We start from the raw sequence: 17,358 nt of genomic DNA on the forward strand, positions 1-17,358 counted from the left end.
CGGAATGACGTTTACAGTTGCACCCGCAGACCGGCACTGAGCGTCCGCAGCGCCGGATAGCCGCTGGCTACTTCGGGGTCGATGTACCCCTCCAGCCGGTCGAGCGAGAACAGGTTGGTGCCGTTGAGAAACACCCGGGCGTTCGTCAGCCGGACCTTTTCCGTCAGGTTCAGCGGCAGCGTATAGCCAAGTTCGATGCTCCGCAGCTTCACGAAACTGCCGTCGCGCTGCCAGAACGACGAGTACCGGAAGTTATTAAGGTTGTTGCTGGCCGACAGACGCGGATACGTAGCGGTGGCCGCCGTTTCGGGTGTCCAGCGGTCCAGTGCAATGGCGCTGATCTGACCGTTGTTCTGGAAGGCGTGGAAGTACGAACCGCCAAAGTAAGCCGTGCGGCCCGTTACGCCCTGCAAGAGCAGTTCCAGATCAAAATTCCGGTATTGCAGCCGTGGGTGCAGGCTGACGGTCAGCGTCGGCACCGACGTTCTGCCAATCGGCCGGGTATCGTTACCATCAATCAGGCCGTCGCCGTTCTGATCTTTGTACTTGATATCTCCCGGCTGCACGGGTGCAAAAATCTGCCGGGGGCTGGCGGCAATGTCGGCGGCATCGCGGAAGAGGCCGATGGCTTCCAGCCCGAACGGCTGCCCAACGGGTCGGCCGGTGGTGTACTGGTAGTCGTAGAGTCGAATGGCCTCCGAGTTTTCAATAATTTTGTTCTGGGCGTACCACGCACCGGCTTCCACCGAGTACTGGAGTGGGCTATTCGACTTGCTGCTGTACCGGACCGTAGCCTCAAAACCGCTGTTGTTCACTTTACCGATGTTGAGCATCGGCAGTGTCGCGCCTGTGTACTGCGGTACCGTGCGGTTGGGCATAGCCAGAATATCGTACCGACGCTGCCGGAAAACATCCAGCGTTACGTCCAGCCGCCGGGCCAGACTCAGTTCTACGCCGACGTTAAGCTTCTGCTCCGTTTCCCAGCGCAGATCGGGTGTTGCGAGCTGCCCTTCGGCCAGACCTAGCGCCTGGGTATTGGCCGTTCCGAGGAAATACGCGGCCGTATACGGATACCGCTGATCGAACATAAAGCGGGTTCCGGCGAGCTGGTCGTTACCGGTCAGGCCGTAGGAGGCCCGTATCTTCAGGAAGTTCACCAGCGCATTGTCTTTCAGGAAGGCTTCGTTGGAGGCCACCCAGCCCACCGAGGCCGCCGGAAAAAATCCGTAGCGGTTACTCTTCGGAAACGCTTCGGAGCCCATGTAGCCAAACGACAGTTCGCCGATGTACTTGTTCGCGTTGGTGTACGTCACGCGTCCACCCATGCCTACGTGCTTGTAAGGCAGGCTCTCAATGGCCGTTGTCGTGTTATTGATGTTGGTATAGCTGTTTGTGTTATACAGCAGCATCGCCGAGATGTCGTGTTTGCCAAAGGTGCGGACGTAGTTCAGCATGCCCTGCAGAATCATGTTCCGCCACTGGTCGGAGTTGGCTTCGTTGCCCACGAGCGAGGTGTTCTGCCCAAAGCGGGTGTACACCGTTTCGCCGGCTGCATTTTTGGTGGCGGCAAAGCGTTCGTAGGTCTTGGACTTATTGGAATAACTCCGGAAGAAATTGTTGAACGATACCGCGCCCGTAATGCTCAGGCCCGGCAGAATGGCGTCCAGTTGCTCGGTCAGCTGCAGCGTCGACTGAAGCGTACGGCCATTGGAGGTGTACGAACCGGTTTGCAGCAGATTAGCGAGCGGGTTGCTCAGCGCACCGGTACCACCAAACGATCCGTCGGCGTTGTACACCGGAAACGAGTTGGGCGGCAACGTAGCGAGTGAGTTAAAGAACGCACCGGTTGTATTGGCGGCCGGGTTGGTTTTGTCTTCGACGGTTCCGCCCAGGGTGAGCGATGCCGACAGCCGGTCGGTAATGTTGATGTCGACGTTCGACCGGAAGTTGATGCGCGAGTACCGTGAGTTCACGCTTTCTTCGTTCATATCGCCCACGTTTTTGTACAGCCCATTGCTTCGGATGGCGTTGAGCAGCACAAAATAGCGTACTGTATTGCTGCCGCCCCGGAAGTTGAGGTTGTAGTTGGAGATGGGTGCCGTTTTCTTCAGTACTTCGTCGTACCAGTTCACGTTGGGATAGAAATACGGGTCGCTACCGGAGCGGTACGCGTCCAGCGCGGCATCAGTATATAACGGCGCTCTCCCGTCGTTCTGCAACCCTTCGTTATACAGCCGGGCGTAGTCGTAGGAACCCAGGAACTGCGGCAGTCGGGTAGCCGTGTGAAAACCCTGCTGTGTGCTCGCATTAATCACCAGCGGTCCGTTACCGCCCCGCTTGGTGGTGACCAGCAACACGCCGTTGGCTCCCCGCAGGCCGTAAATAGCCGTAGCGGAGGCATCCTTCAGCAACGTAACACTCTCGATTTCGCTGGGCACCAGCTGCTCATACGTACTCTCGAACCCATCGACCATGATCAGCATGTCGCGGCCCGGCCCGAAGGTATTGACACCCCGCGCCAGCACCGAAGGCGAATCGTTGCCGGGTTCCCCGCCGACCTGCCCGACCGTCAGGCCCGGCAGGCGACCGTAGAGCGTATTGGCCAGATTGGTCGTGAAGTTCTTCTCCAGATCCCGGCCGGCAACGGTCGAGATGGCACTCGACACGCGCCACGCAAGCTGCTGGCCGTAGCCAATCGGCTGAAGGGCGGTGCGTTCTACCTGGATTTCGGCCAGAGAATCCGGGCTGCTCTGCTGCGCCCGAACGGACGAACTCAATCCGGCCAGCAACAGCAGTAAAGGTAAGGTATAGTATTGTTTGGTGTTCATAAGGTTCAGCAGCAAGGAGTTAGTAGCCAGGGTTCTGAACGAGGTAGCCTTTGAATACTTCCGAATTCGGGAACGGGTGCAGGTACATCCGGGGCAAAAAAGTCCGGTTTTCGAAAGTGTACACCTGATAGGCAAAGTCGGTACTGCCCGTTACGCGGGTGATCCGAAGTCCCTGCATGGCGCCCTGCATCACACCGTCCTGCTCGGCAACCTTCCAGCGCCGGATGTCCCACAGGCGGTGATTCTCGAAGGCAAGCTCGATGTCGCGCTCATTCCGAATCCGCTGACGGAACTGCTCTTTGGTCAGGCTGGCCGGTAGTGGCGGCATCCCCGACCGTTGACGAACCAGATTTACGGCCTCAAAAGCGGCCGGCATCGGCCCCTGCGCTTCGTTCAGGGCTTCGGCATAGTTCAGGTACGCTTCGGCCAGCCGGAAAACAATTCCGTTGTAGGTGGCATTGGGCGTACCGGCCGAAACCGCGTCGGGGATAAACTTTTTCAGCCAGGCCCCACCCTCACAGTCGGCGGCATGGCGCCCGCCCTGGAAGGTTTCCAGCAGTTGAACGTCGCCATTGTAGCGCGAACTCGTGTAGCCAACCGTCTGCGCAAAGCGGGGGTCCAGTTCAGCGTATTTCTTCAGCAGGTCAGTCCCCCCCGGCCAGGTCTGTGGCTTTCCATCGCGCTTTTCGTATTTGCGGACAAAATTGTGGATGACCGATACGCCCCCCCAGGCATTGGCAATCGACGAGGGAGCCATGCCGTAGTACGGAAACTGGGTACGGGCTCGGGTGTTGTACACCTTTTCAGCCAGAACGATTTCGGCATTGTCGGGCTGCTCCCAGACAAACTTGTAGTTCCTGTCCACGCCCTTATCCGTAACGAGCGAGAAGCCACCCGCCGAAGCCGCATCGATGGCCGCTTTGGCCGCGTCGGCCGCCAGTTGCCAGCGGCTGTTGTTTTCATTGCCGTAGCACAGCAGTTTATTATCGGCCGCGTTAGGCATGTTCAGGTAGGGCGTTGCCGCGTTGAACAGCGGGCTGGCCGCGTACAGTAGTGTCCGTGATTTGAGCAGATGAGCGGCCGTTTTGGTGGCCCGCCCCCGGAACGTCGACGGATACGTAGCGGGCAGTTTGGCAATCGCGTCGTCGCAGTCAGCCACGATAAAGTTCACTACGTCCTCAACCGAACTGCGGCCTACCTTGAAGTCGTCGGTCAACTGAAACCGCTTGTCAATGATGGGTACCCCGCCGTAGCGCTTCAGCATCTCGCTGTAGTTGAGCGCCCGGATGAATTTCACCTCGCCGATTACCTGGTTCTTGTAGGCTTCTTCAAGGCCCGGTACGTCGTTGAGCCGTTCCAGAATGATGTTGGCGTTCCGGATGGCCGTCCAGCGGATAAAGAACCGCTCATCCTCCCGACCTGCCGGCGCACTGGTGGGGGTAATGTCGGCGGCATTCCACGACTCGGTATGCATGAACGTTACCTCACTTTCTGCTTCGTCGGTTATTGCCGCGTCGATGGTGAACAGCCGCGAAGTCGAAATCAGGTTGGCATCGTTGTAATGAAACGGCGAATGAATCCCAAGCCGGTAAGTTCCGGCAATGTAGGTTTCCAACTGAACGCGCGACGAGAAAATAGTGCTTTCGTTAACGTCTACGCCCGGTGCTTTATCCAGGAACTGGTCGATGGGTTTGTCGCAGGCCGTTACGGTCAGGCATAGCACACCACCCAATAGTGTTTTTAGTGCTGATTTCATGGTTGCTTCAGAAACGGAGGTTTAGGCCAAAGTTGATGGTGCGGGTCAGCGGATACGGTTCTTCGTTGGTCGTACCACCGATGGTGCTGCCGGGCGGGGTTCCCGACTGTTCGGGGTCGACGCCGGGGAATACCGAACTCCACGTCAGCAGGTTGTTGGCACTCACAAAGATGCGCGTCGAGCTAAGGCCCAGCCGCGAAAGCATTTCTTTGGGCAGGTTGTAGCCAATCTCGGCGTTTTTAAGCCGGACGTAGCTGCCGTCGCGCACCCAGTACGTTGACATTTTGTTGTTGTGGTTCTCATCGGCGCCGGTCGTTACGCGGGGAAACCAGATGGTCTGTCCCTGCTCGTAGCGTTCGGCCGACCAGCTATTGATGAGGTAATCCACTGCACCGGAGTTTTCAAACCAGCCGCGCACCTGCCGACGGGCATAGGCCAGCGATACGTTACTGGCACCCTGAAACAGCACCGAGAAGTCGAAACCTTTGTAACCCCCGCTGAGGGAAACGCCGAAGATTTTCTCGGGGAAGTTGGAGTAGCCAATGGGAACGGCGTCGTCTTCGTTGATGATACCGTCGCCGTTGACGTCTTTGTAGCGGATGTCGCCGGGCTGCAGGCGGTTGTTATTCCAGGCCGAAACGGGGCGGCTGGCATCGTTGACTTCTTCCCACGTATTGTAAAGGCCATCGGCAATCAGACCAAAGTACTGGCCAAACCGCTGCCCCGTCCGATACTGGTAAGTAAAAGGCCGCTGTACTTCATCCTGAAACAGCACCTTATTGCGGGCGAAGGTGAAGTTACCCCGCACCGTGAAGTTGAACTGGCCGATGCGGTCGTTATAGGTTATGTCGCCGTCGAAGCCCCGGTTGCGCATCCGACCCAGGTTGTAGGCGGGCAACGTAGCGCCTACCGTAGCGGGCACCGTTCCGAGGTTAGCCAGGATGTTGTTTCGGTCTTCGCTGAACACATCGGCCGTTACGCTGATCTTACTTTTCCAGAGCGAGAGTTCCAGACCCAGGTTCTGCTTGACGGCCCGCTCCCACGTAACATCGGGGTTGCCCAGACGACCTTCAATAGCGCGGGTATAGGCGGTTATGGTGCTGCCCGTCTCACCGAAGAAGTACCCAGCCGGATTATTGGACTGCGTATAGGCCGAGGGCCGGTACAGGAAGCGGTCGCCCCCAATCCGGTCGTTACCCACTTCGCCGTACGAACCCCGGATTTTCATGTAGGTCAGCACGTCGTTTTTCGGGAAGAACGGCTCCTCCGAAACGGCCCACCCGAGCGAATACGCCGGGAAGAATCCGAACCGTTTGCCCGGCGCAAAATTTTCGGTTCCGTTGTAGCCAAAGGTGAACTCAGCCAGGTACCGGTTTTTGTAGCCATACGTAGCCCGGCCAACAACGCCCTGGTACCCATTGGGCACCAGAAACGCCAGGTTCGGATCGAAGTATTTGGTCTGGTTGTAGTTGACCGTGCTCGTTACGCTGTGGTCACCAAAATTACGCTTGTAATCAAAGCCAAACTGCGCGTAGGTCCGCCGGTTTTTGCCGATGTTCTGGCCGAACGAAAAGGGTTGTTCAATGTTCTGCGGAATCAGGTTGACCGTACCATCTGGCAGCCGAACGGCATTGTACGTAATCAGGGGCCGCAGGTTGGTGAGGGTTTCGGTGTTGTTGTTCTGGTAGTTGAGAATCCCCGTAGCGCTCAGACCCGGTACCAGGAAATCCAGCAGGTAGTCGACCCGTACCGACCCTTGCAGGAAATTCCGGAACTGCCGGTTATAGCCCTGCCCGAACATATCGGCCAGCGGGTTAACAACCGTTCCCAGACCGGGCAGATTGACCAGTTTGTCGCCAATGAAGCCCGGTGAGGTCAAGGGGTTGGCTTTGCCAATGCCTTCGATAACACGGACGGTCGGCCAGTTGGCACCGCTCAGGTTTTCGGTCTGCGAAGCAACATCCAGCGACACCTTCAGTTTCGAGGTAACGTCGAAGTCGAAGTTTGACCGGAAGTTGTAGCGTTTGTATTTGCGGTTGGCGTCAAATTCCTTGATCAGGTCCGTATTGTTGAACTGCCCGCCCTGGCTGAAAAAGCCCGCCGACACAAAGTAACGTACTTTCTCGGTGCCGCCGTTGAGGTTCAGGTTATGCTGCGTTTGCAGGGCCTGCGGTTTCAGCACCAGCGCATACCAGTCGGTGTTGGGATAAAAAACCGGGTCTTCGCCGGAGCGGTACTTGGCCAGATCCGCTTCCGTAAAGCGTGGGGTATATACCGCGCCTGTTACGTAGGCATCGTTGCGGAGTGCTTCGTTGTAGAGCCGGGCGTAATTGTAGCTATCCATCCCCTTGCGGAGGTTCGTAAAGCTGGTAACCGCCAGGTTAGCCGTGTAACTGAGCTGCGGCTTACCCACCTTCCCCCGCTTGGTGGTGATGATGATTACGCCGTTGGCCCCCCGAATCCCGTAGATAGCCGTGGCGCTGGCATCTTTCAGAATGGTCAGGTTTTCAATCTCGTTCGGGTCGATGTTGTTGTAGTTACTGACCTCAATGCCGTTGACCAGAATAAGCGGGTCGGCAGCCCCCGAGAACGTACTGACGCCCCGGATGCGGAGCGTAGAAGCATCGTTGCCGGGCTCACCACTGGCCTGCACCGCAAACAGACCCGGCATTCGGCCCACGAGCGAGTTACTGATGTTAGCCACCGGCGACTGGACTAGGTCTTTCGTCGTGACGTTTGCAATGGCTCCGGTTACGGTTGCTTTTTTCTGCGTACCAAAGCCAACCACCACCACTTCGTTTAGGGATTTTGACTCCTCGGTGAGGGAGACGTTCAGAATGGGTTTGCCATCAGCGATGATCTCTTTCGGCGTATAGCCGATGAAACTAAATACCAGTATTGTGTTCTTCTCGATGTTGGGCAGGCTGAAGTTTCCCGATGCGTCGGTGGTTGTGCCGCGGGTAGTTCCTTTGATGGTCACGTTTACCCCCGGCAGGCCTTCGCCTTTTTCGTCGGTTACTTTCCCCCGGACCGGATTGTCGGCTACTTTTTCCGGCTCACGGCCCGTTTCCGTACTAATGGTCTGGGGCAGCATCGGCAGATGCTCGCTGAGGCTCGTCAGCGCGATTGGTGTTTTTGCCTCCGATACACCAAGCGAAGCCCCCCGCCGACCCGACATACGGCCGACAATGGCATAGGTACCATTCTTGAGTTTTCGGAATTTCAGCCCCGATGTGCTCAGAACGGCCTCCAGATTCTTTTCAACGGACTGTCTATAATTGATGATCCCCGGCGAAACGGTATACTGCTCAATGACCTGATCGCCGAAAACGATATCAACTTTGTAATGCTCTTTTAGTGAGTTCAACGCATCCTTCAGGCTCACGGCAGGAGCGGGTGCATTCTTTTCGTACTTGGCCAGATTATTCGTCTGCGCCATCACGGCAAGGTCGCTCGTGCACAGGAGCGCCGATAAGCCGATCAACTGGAATTGCCTGTAAACGTATCGATTCATATTGATAAGGGCTTCAAAGCTTATTGGAGCGGTTGGGGTACGGTGGGGCGGGCAATAACGACCGTATCGCCCTGGCGGCTGGTCGAAATACCAAGCGTTTCTTCAAGGAGTTGCAGCAGTTCGCCGGCGTTATTGGCCGAATAAGAACCGGAGATGGTCAGGGCCAGTAGCTCTTTATCGGTTGAGGTCATCGTCAGGCCATAGTTTTCGCGGAGGAGGTAGCCGATTTCCTGTACTGTGGTTTTGTCAAATACGTAGCGGTTGTCGCACCAGGCCGCGTGATTCTCCGGCTCGGGCGTCGATCCGACCCGGATGCGCTGCGGATCAATCGTAACCAGCTGACCGGGCTTTAACGTCACTTTATTTCTGGACACCTTCCCGGTGAACAGTACGTTTACTTTTCCCTGATTCAGCACCACCTTGCCACCCCGCTGCCGCGCAAAGACGTTGAACACCGTGCCGAGTACCTCAACCTGAAACTGTTGATCCGTCCGGACTATGAATCGCTGGTGTGTTTTGGTATGCATCACCGAAAACAGAGCCTCTCCTTCCAGCAGCACCTCACGGGGGCCGGATGTAAAGCCAAAGCGCGGCACCCGAAGCCGGGAGTTCGCATTCAGTACAACCGTACTGCCGTCGGGCAACGTAATGTTCCGTGTCTGTCCGTAAGCGGTTTGGTAGGATTCGTACTGCCACTGGTTGCGCAGGACCCAGACCGACGTCATCAGCAGCAGGGTAACGGCCGCGGCAATCGACCAGCGCAGCCAGATAGGCCGGGTCCTCACCACCGTAGTATGGCTGATTTCGGGTACCTCGGCCGAGCCGACGTGTTTCAGCATTTGATGATACTTATCAATGGCCTGATCAACGTCGGCAGTATAGGTAGGCAGCAGCGTTTCGTACTCAATCAGATACTGGTAAAACAGTTCTTCATTACGCTGATCCCGTAGCCAGGTTTCGATCATCTGCTTTTGCAGGGCAGACGCCTTCCCGGCCAAATAGTCGAATATGAGTTCTTTCGTGATCGTCATCCTGTCCGATGCTTTTAATGGAAAGACAACCGGAGTTCCCTGTTCCACTTACAACTGCCCGTGGTTATTGATACAAGAGGCTGGTAAGTACCCACAACAGCAGGTACCATTTTCGTTTCAGCAGGCTGCGAATGTGCTTGTTAGCCCGGTATAGCTGCACTTCAACGGTCTTGATGGACAGTTGTAGTTCATCGGCAATCTCCTGGTACTTCTTGCCTTCAAACCGATTCAGCAGATAAATCCGGCGTCGGTCGATGGGCAGGTCATTGATGGCATTCTGGACGTCATGGTACAGTTCTTCAAACTGAATGAGTGAGTCCGGCGACTCACCGCTCGACGCCGTCATGTTGCCAACTTCGTCAGTGTCTTCGTCGACCGTCTGCCGGTTGAGTTGTTGTTTCAGATAGTTGAAAGCGCGATTGCGGACCGTCCGGAGCAGGTAGAATCGGTAAGACGTGGTGATGTCGGCGAAAATGTTCTGCTGATAGAACTGGTAGAAAATATCCGATACCAGGTCTTCGGCCACGCTCTTCGACCCGACAAACTTGACGGCGTGGCTGCACATGGGCTGGTAGTACCGGCGAAACAGCAACTCTACACCTAATTTCGGGTTCTCGCCCATCGTCTTTCGGATGAACAGTTCATCGTCTTCCGGGATAGTCATCCGCGTATCAGTTGACGGGCTGGAATACCCAATCCGTAGTTGATCTTCATCGGAAGTGAACGGTATAGATTTCGCCGGATTCATGGTAGTAGGCCACATCAATGGTTATGAGTAGGAATTACCAGTGCCTTTTCAGATAAGACAAGTTCATCCACAAAAGCACTTACAGAGGTTGCAATTTTTCACCATCTTTTTGCAGAAAACCGGGTCTCCGTGCAGATAAGAGGTATTTTATGTTGAATTAATTAGTTAATTCCGCTCTGCTTATCATACGAAGAGGATGACTTTCCACCCTGGACAAGCATCAGATCCAGCTGTCCTTTTCTGCTTCAGGAGCGGGTGTACGAGGTCAGAAAAAACCGGTTTCTGCCCTCTAGGTCATGCTGAAAGTCTAGTTGATACTACCTGTTGAGCTCTTAATACTATATTATTATAAAATAACTAGTTCAACGATACAATACTATACTATAAGGGAATAGAATGCAAAAGTTTTGAACAATATTTTTACAGAGTACTATTATTTCCAGATCGCTACGTAGAAATTGCACTATAGTATGACTATACATAAATCAGCTACCTGACCCATGAACGACGCGGCTCTCAGGCTGATGTCTTTACATCACTTATTCGTATGTGTCGGATCAATACGTTGGAATAAAGGGGGAGTGTGATGAACAAGCATCATACGGCTGTCGGCTGTGCTCATCAGGAGGGGGTCAATAGCTGGCTTACTGTCGTTGAGTACGTAGTTGTCAGGAGCCGAACACGAGCGGATTAACGCGATTTACAAGCACTCATTCCGGGAGGTTCGGGAAGAGAGAGCACCAAGTTTTCTGACCCGGAGGTGGGCAAGAACCTAATGCGTTCTGTCGATTCGTTACGTGGAAACGGGCAGGTGTTTCGCCAGCCTCAGGCTGTAATCAGGGATGAGTCCGCCGGCCGACCATGTCCCAAACACCAGTCGGCTTCTCAGGTATACGCATCGTTACGCTTGTTTCAACCGGTCGTTAATCGCCGACGACGCGTCCCGCAGGGCAATAACCAGCTCCCGTTTCCGCTCCGTCGAACACCGGATTTCAGGTAAAAAGATACTCAGGCTGGCGACCACCTGATCGCCTTTCCGGATCGGCACGGCAAACCCCACGATGTGAGAAGACGAGTGGGTAACAACCAGTTCGTTCTTTCGAATTTCGGCCAGCGCCTGTTCCAGACCTTCGGCCGTTTCGGCACCGGGCCAGATACCCGCCGATGGTAACCCCACTACCTGCACAAAACCGGCCCGTTCTTTTTCCGACATAAATGCCAGCAAAATGCGCCCGCTCGCCGTTTCGTACACATTTCGTTCGCTGCGGCTACGTACCTGTAAGTCCTGGTCACTGTTCACCAGGTGAATGATGTAGCGCTTGTAATTGCGAATTACGCCGAGAATCGAGGTTTCGTTCAATCGGCGGGTCAGTTCTTCCATGACCTCGGCCGCAGCCAGCACCAGCGTCGGGCCGTTCGACGAGTTATTGGTCAGGTTATAGGCCATTGGCCCCAGCCGGTAGCCTTTCTTACGCCCCAGGTGCTCCAGGTAGTTGATTTCAACCAGCGTTTTCAGGATGTTGGCGCACGTAGCCTGATGGAGCTGCATAGCCTCAGCAATTTCGGTCAGCGAATGGGCTTTAGTCGGGTCGCGGGCTACGAATTCGAGTATGTTGAACGCTTTGACAATAACTAGGACCATGATGGTAACTGCTTATATAGCACGCAGATTGTCATGATTAGTATGGTTAATTATGATAGGCCACCTTAACAAATCATAAAAATCCTGACAATCTGCGTCCTACATGATTTGACTTCTATCACACATTTTATCGCCCCATCCAGCCCCCGTCGACGGTCAGAATCGTGCCGTGAACGTAGTCCGATGCGGCCGACGCCAGATAGATGGTCGCTCCTTTAAAATCGTCGGGGGTTCCCCAGCGGCCGGCCGGTATGCGCGACAGGATGGCCTGGCTGCGAACCGGATCGTTACGCAGGGCTTCGGTATTATCCGTGTCGATATAACCCGGAGCGATGGCATTCACGTTCACGCCTGATCCTGCCCATTCATTGGCAAATGCTTTCACCAGACTACCTATAGCCCCTTTGCTGGCGGCATAGCCGGGCACATTGATCCCGCCCTGAAACGTCAGCAGAGATGCCGTAAAGATAACCTTACCGGACCCCCGGGTCAGCATGTCACGCCCGATCTCACGGGTAAGGATAAACGGCGCCGATAAGTTTGTTTCCAGCACCGTATCCCAGTACTCATCAGGGTGCTCGGCAGCCGGCTTGCGCAGAATGGTACCCGCATTATTAACAAGAATATCAATAACCGGCACATCCTGACGCACCTGGTCGATAAAGGCCATCAGCGCCTGTCGGTTGCTCACATCGCACTGATAAGCCCTGAACTGCCTCCCGAGCGCCTGTACTTCTTCTTCAACCTGGCTTCCTGAACGCTCCAGCGATGCTGATACACCTATGATATCCGCTCCGGCTTCAGCCAGTGCAAGCGCCATTGCCTTACCAATTCCGCGTTTGCACCCCGTAACAAGAGCCACTTTTCCAGTAAGTGAAAATAACGTAGTAATCGACATAGTCTAACATTGTGATAGTTGTTGCAATACTAAATCTTTTAATAATAAATATCTAATTCAGAATCTTAAAATTTGACCAGCAATTGTATTTTATCCATAAAAAATTTCTCTTCTGAGCAACTTACAAGGGTAATCTGGTACTTTTTTTAGATAGACAATATTAGAAAAATTTAACTGTCGAAAAAAATTGTGCAATTCAATTTGCATTGCATCAAATTTGACTATAGTATTGTATGGATTGAGATTTAATTTTACAATGATATAATAAACCCTATATGAACCAACTTCTCACTAAGATGCAAAGAGCGTGGCTGACAGCTGTATGCTGGCTGGCAGCGGCAACATTGCTCTTTGCTCAATCGGGCTCAGTGGTGACCGGTAAGGTTACAGACGATGCCGGTCAGGCATTACCCGGCGTTACGGTGGTCGAGAAAGGCACCAATTCGGGTACAACGACGGACAACAACGGAGCGTTTTCGTTGCGGGTCAGATCAGGTAAATCGACGTTAGTTTTCTCATTTGTTGGTTACCTGTCCAGAGAGCTTGCGGTTGATAATCAGTCGTCGCTTACAGTTAGCCTATCCCCCGATACCAAGCAGCTTGGCGAAGTGGTCGTTGTGGGCTACGGTACGCAGGAAAAGAAAGACCTGACCGGCGCCATTGCTTCAGTGGGTTCCAAAGACATTCAGAAGCTGCCGGTTTCTGGCGTCGATCAGGCCTTGCAGGGTCAGGTAGCAGGTTTGCAGATTTCGCAGAGCAACGGCGCTCCGGGCGCAAATACCAACATTCTGATTCGCGGGATTGGCTCCATCTCTGGCGGCAACGAGCCACTGTTCGTTATCGATGGGTATCCGGTAACGAACTCCGGCATTGGTAACCCGCTCAACACCATCAACCCCAACGATATCGAGAGCATCGACGTCCTGAAAGATGCGTCATCGACGGCCATTTACGGGTCGCGGGGGTCGAACGGGGTTATCATGATTACGACCAAGCGCGGCAAAGCCGGCAAGACCCGGATTGAAGTGGATGCCTACACGGGTTTTCAGCAGGTAGCCAGGAAACTGGATCTGCTCAATACGCCCGATTTCGTGCAGTTCATAAAAGATGGGCGGAACAACGGCTACATCGATAACAACCCGAACGGCAAAATCACCGACCCGAATAACCTCCGGCCCAACTCGTTCCAGATTCCGGCACTCATCCAGGGCGATATTTCCCAGTTGCCGAACACCGACTGGCAGGATGCCATCTTCCGGACGGCCCCCATTCAGAATTACCAGATTTCGGCCTCGGGCGGAAATGAGAACATCCGGTACTCTATCTCGGGGGGCTACTTCAGCCAGAAAGGGATTATCATTAGCTCGGGTCTGGAGCGGTACTCCTTCCGGATGAATCTGGACGGGAAAATATCCAACCGCATCAACGTTGGGGTAACCATGCTTCCCAGCTTCACGAAGCAGGATGATGTGTCGGCCATTGGTCACTCAGGAGGGGCGGTGGTGCAGGCGGCTCTGTCGTTACCCCCCTATTTCCCGGTGTATAATCCGGACGGCTCGTATTTCGTGACGTACCGCCCCACCGAAGGCGACATTTCTTATCCGAACCCGGTTCAGTTGGCCAACGAGCTAAAGATTGACGGGACCCAGCTACGCTTCTTCGGGAATGCCTACGCAGAAGTGTCTATCCTCGAGGGGCTGAAATTCAGAACAACCATCGGTACTGACCTGAACTATGCCAAAAACCGGCGGTTCCAGCCTAACACGATTGACCCGATCAGTATTCTGACGAACGCAACGGGCACGAATACGGAAGCCACGAACTGGCTGAACGAAAATACCTTTAGCTACAAGAAGCGCTTTGGCGATCACTCCGTCGACGCCGTAGCCGGCTTCACGGCTCAGAAGGCCTACTCAAACGTAATTCAGGCGCAGGCTACCCGCTTCCCGGACAACCTGATTGAGAGCGTTAACGGCGGTACCATTAACGCGGGCTACGAAAACGTAACCATTCAGACGTTGCTATCGTACCTCGCCCGTGTCAACTATTCATTTAAAGACAAATACCTCGTCACCGCTACGGTTCGCCGGGATGGCTCGTCGCGTTTTGGAGCCGATAACCGCTGGGGTACGTTCCCATCGGCTTCGGTAGGCTGGCGCGTATCGGAAGAAGAATTCATGAAAGGCGTGACGTTCGTGTCAGATTTGAAGTTCCGCGCCAGCTATGGCCTGACCGGGAACAACGCCATCGGCGACTACCGCGCCATTGGACTGCTGCAGGATGCCAACTACATCATCGGCAACACACTGACTCCCGGTTTGGGACGGTCGACCTTCACCAATTCTCTGCTGGGCTGGGAATCGATGAAACAACTTGATCTCGGAGTTGATTTCAGCATGCTCAACAACCGGGTTTCCGTTACGGCCGATTACTACGATAAGCGCAACACGGACATGCTGTTCACGATCCAGACACCGGCCGCAACGGGCCTAACCAGTGCAGTCGTGAATCTGGGGGAGGTCCAGAACCGGGGATTCGAGTTTGCCGTCAGCAGCCGCAATACCGTGAAAGCGTTCAAGTGGACAACCAGCGCCAACATTACGTTCAATCAAAACAAGGTGTTGTCCATGAGCGCCGATGCTGAGCGGATTTTCAGTACGGCTCTGGGACGGACGGCCTACGCCGTCACCCAGGCAGGTGACCCTATCGGTAGCTTCTTTGGTCGGCGGGTGATCGGCGTGTTTCAGACCGACGAAGAAGCCACAACTTACGGCAAGCAGCCCTTTGCCAAAGCGGGTGACTTCAAATGGGAGGACATCAACAACGACGGCCGGATTGATGACAACGACCGTACCGTTATTGGCAGCCCGCATCCGAAATTCTTCTTCGGTTTCAATAACAACTTCTCCTACAAAGGCTTTACACTCGACGTCCTGACCAATGGGATGGTTGGACAAAAGATTTACAATGCTACGTTCTCGGTGAACAACTCGGGGGTTCAGAACCAGATTCAGGAGGTATTCGACAACCGCTGGGTGTCGCCTTCGCAACCGGGCAACGGCATGTACGGGCGCTCGATTCGCGGTGGCCGTAACAACAACCCTCTCTTCAGCGATGCTTACCTGTTCGACGGTTCGTTCCTGCGCATTCGTAACGTAACGCTGGCGTACAACATACCGTCATCGTTAATCAATCGCCTGGGAGTAGGATCCGCACGGGTATACGCTACAGGCACGAACCTGTTTACGTTCACCAGCTACAATGGCTATGACCCGGAAGTGAGTGCTTCCAACGATGACCTGCGGGCCGCCGGTCTTGACTTCGGCACGTACCCACAGGCACGCACCATTACGTTCGGTATCAACTTAGGCTTTTAACCCTTAGGCCCCGAAAACCATGAAAATTAAGTATATCCCTCTGATTCTGCTGGCCTTGCTCACTACTGCGTGCGAGGACTCGTTTCTGGAGCAGGTTCCCGTTACCGAACGTAGCGAAGTCAATTTTTACAAAACGGCCGCCGATTTCAACAATGCGGTAGTAGGTGTTTACGCCACCCTGAAACATCCCGGCCTATACGGCACGGGCAGTGGAGCCTTGTTTGCCATGTCGGAAATCATCTCCGACAATACTGATCTGGGTGTCACACGAACAGCCATCTCATCGCCCCTCTTTGAGATTGATGATTACCTGATAACCATCACTAATTCGACTATCAATACAGCCTGGACTGGTCATTATCAGGGCATTGCTCGTGCCAACGCCGTCCTGGATCGTCTGCCACAGGTGGATATTCAGCAGGCTACCAAAGACCGGATTGAAGGCGAAGCCCGGTTCATGCGGGCCATGTTCTACTTCAATCTGGTTCGGCTCTTTGGTGATGTGCAGCTGATTACGTCCGAAATCAGTTCGCCGTACGGCGCCAATACGCTGACCCGTAGCCCCGCTGCTCAGGTGTACGAGTTGATCGTCAATGACCTGAAAGTGGCCGAAGAGAAATTGCCGACGACTATTGCCAACGCGGAGGCTGGCCGGGCGTCTCGCTGGGCGGCTAAAACGCTGCTGGGCAAGGTATACCTGACCCTGAAGCAGTATGACAACGCGGCCACTAAACTGAAGGAAGTTATTGACTCCAGGGCATACGATCTGATGCCGAGCTATGCGGCCGTGTTTAGCCCTACGACGTCATTTGCCGCCAACCGGGAAGTGATTCTGGCCGTGCAGTACGTATCCGGTTTGATTGGCCAGCCAACGTACTCGGGGCAGGCAGGGCAGGGTTCGGATATGTGGTCGAACTGGGCGCCGTTCAACGCGGGTTCGGCCCTGCTGGGTACCGGTGGCGGTGGCGGTGGTGGCTTTAACCGGCCAACCGCCGACCTGGTGAAGGCTTACGAAGCAGGCGATGTGCGCAAAGATGCGTCGCTGCTGACCAGCTATAAGAATGCGCAGGGTCGCGACGTAAACGATGCGTACGTCGTGAAATACCGCCAGCAGGGTGCGTTGAACGCCGATTCCGATGTAGATTTTCCCATCCTTCGTTACGCCGATGTGCTGCTGATGTACGCCGAAGCGCTCAACGAGCAGGGAAGAACCGCCGAAGCGCTGCCGTTCCTGAACCAGATTCGCAAGCGGGCCGGACTGGCCGACAAAATCGGCTTAAGTCAGGCCGATATGCGACTGGCCCTGGAGCAGGAGCGCCGGGTTGAGCTGGCGTTTGAAAACCACCGCTGGTTTGACCTCGTCCGCACGGATCGTTACCTGCCCGTGCTGACAGGAAAAGGGCTTAAAGTACAGGCATTTCACCGCTTCTATCCCATACCACAACGCGAGATTGATTTGAACAGGACCCTGACGCAGAACCAGGGCTATTAGATTGTTTTTTCTTCATAGGTTAGTATTAGTAACAGAAAGGCCGCTGGGCGCCGGAACGCCGGAACGCCGGAA

General features: G+C 54.7%; 9 protein-coding genes. 2 read left to right on the top strand and 7 right to left on the bottom strand.

Features of this window, described 5'->3' with window-relative positions:
• Positions 1-11: 11 nt before the first annotated feature.
• The 7 genes from DYU11_RS02325 to DYU11_RS02355 form a co-directional block, all read right to left on the bottom strand.
• Positions 12-2,828 carry a SusC/RagA family TonB-linked outer membrane protein gene (locus DYU11_RS02325; RefSeq protein ID WP_119666020.1) on the bottom strand — a complete coding sequence of 939 codons (2,817 nt, stop codon included), beginning with the start codon at positions 2,826-2,828 and terminating at the stop codon, positions 12-14.
• A gap of 19 nt (positions 2,829-2,847) precedes the next feature.
• The gene (locus tag DYU11_RS02330) at positions 2,848-4,584 is read right to left on the bottom strand and encodes a RagB/SusD family nutrient uptake outer membrane protein (protein ID WP_119666021.1); all 1,737 of its coding nucleotides are present in this window, start codon (positions 4,582-4,584) and stop codon (positions 2,848-2,850) included.
• 7 nt (positions 4,585-4,591) lie between these two features.
• Positions 4,592-8,098: a SusC/RagA family TonB-linked outer membrane protein gene (locus tag DYU11_RS02335; protein ID WP_119666022.1), complete on the bottom strand. Its 3,507-nt coding sequence runs from the start codon at positions 8,096-8,098 to the stop codon at positions 4,592-4,594.
• Between the two features lie 20 nt (positions 8,099-8,118).
• Positions 8,119-9,129, bottom strand: coding sequence for a FecR family protein (locus DYU11_RS02340; RefSeq protein ID WP_119666023.1), 1,011 nt, complete (start codon positions 9,127-9,129; stop codon positions 8,119-8,121).
• Positions 9,130-9,193: 64 nt separating this feature from the next.
• A complete protein-coding gene (locus DYU11_RS02345; protein WP_229365669.1) occupies positions 9,194-9,793 on the bottom strand; it encodes an RNA polymerase sigma-70 factor in 600 nt (199 codons plus the stop codon).
• A 985-nt stretch (positions 9,794-10,778) separates the two neighbouring features.
• Entirely contained in the window at positions 10,779-11,519 is a 741-nt protein-coding gene (locus tag DYU11_RS02350) for an IclR family transcriptional regulator (RefSeq protein ID WP_119666025.1), read from the bottom strand.
• Between the two features lie 127 nt (positions 11,520-11,646).
• A complete protein-coding gene (locus DYU11_RS02355; RefSeq protein WP_199736680.1) occupies positions 11,647-12,411 on the bottom strand; it encodes an SDR family oxidoreductase in 765 nt (254 codons plus the stop codon).
• Between the two features lie 281 nt (positions 12,412-12,692).
• On the opposite strand from DYU11_RS02355, the gene DYU11_RS02360 reads away from it, so the two are divergent.
• Both DYU11_RS02360 and DYU11_RS02365 read left to right on the top strand, forming a co-directional pair.
• Positions 12,693-15,794: a SusC/RagA family TonB-linked outer membrane protein gene (locus tag DYU11_RS02360; RefSeq protein ID WP_119666027.1), complete on the top strand. Its 3,102-nt coding sequence runs from the start codon at positions 12,693-12,695 to the stop codon at positions 15,792-15,794.
• Between the two features lie 19 nt (positions 15,795-15,813).
• Entirely contained in the window at positions 15,814-17,286 is a 1,473-nt protein-coding gene (locus DYU11_RS02365) for a RagB/SusD family nutrient uptake outer membrane protein (protein WP_119666028.1), read from the top strand.
• Positions 17,287-17,358: the final 72 nt, after the last annotated feature.

Source organism: Fibrisoma montanum, assembly GCF_003583365.1.
GTDB classification, from domain to species: Bacteria; Bacteroidota; Bacteroidia; order Cytophagales; family Spirosomataceae; genus Fibrisoma; species Fibrisoma montanum.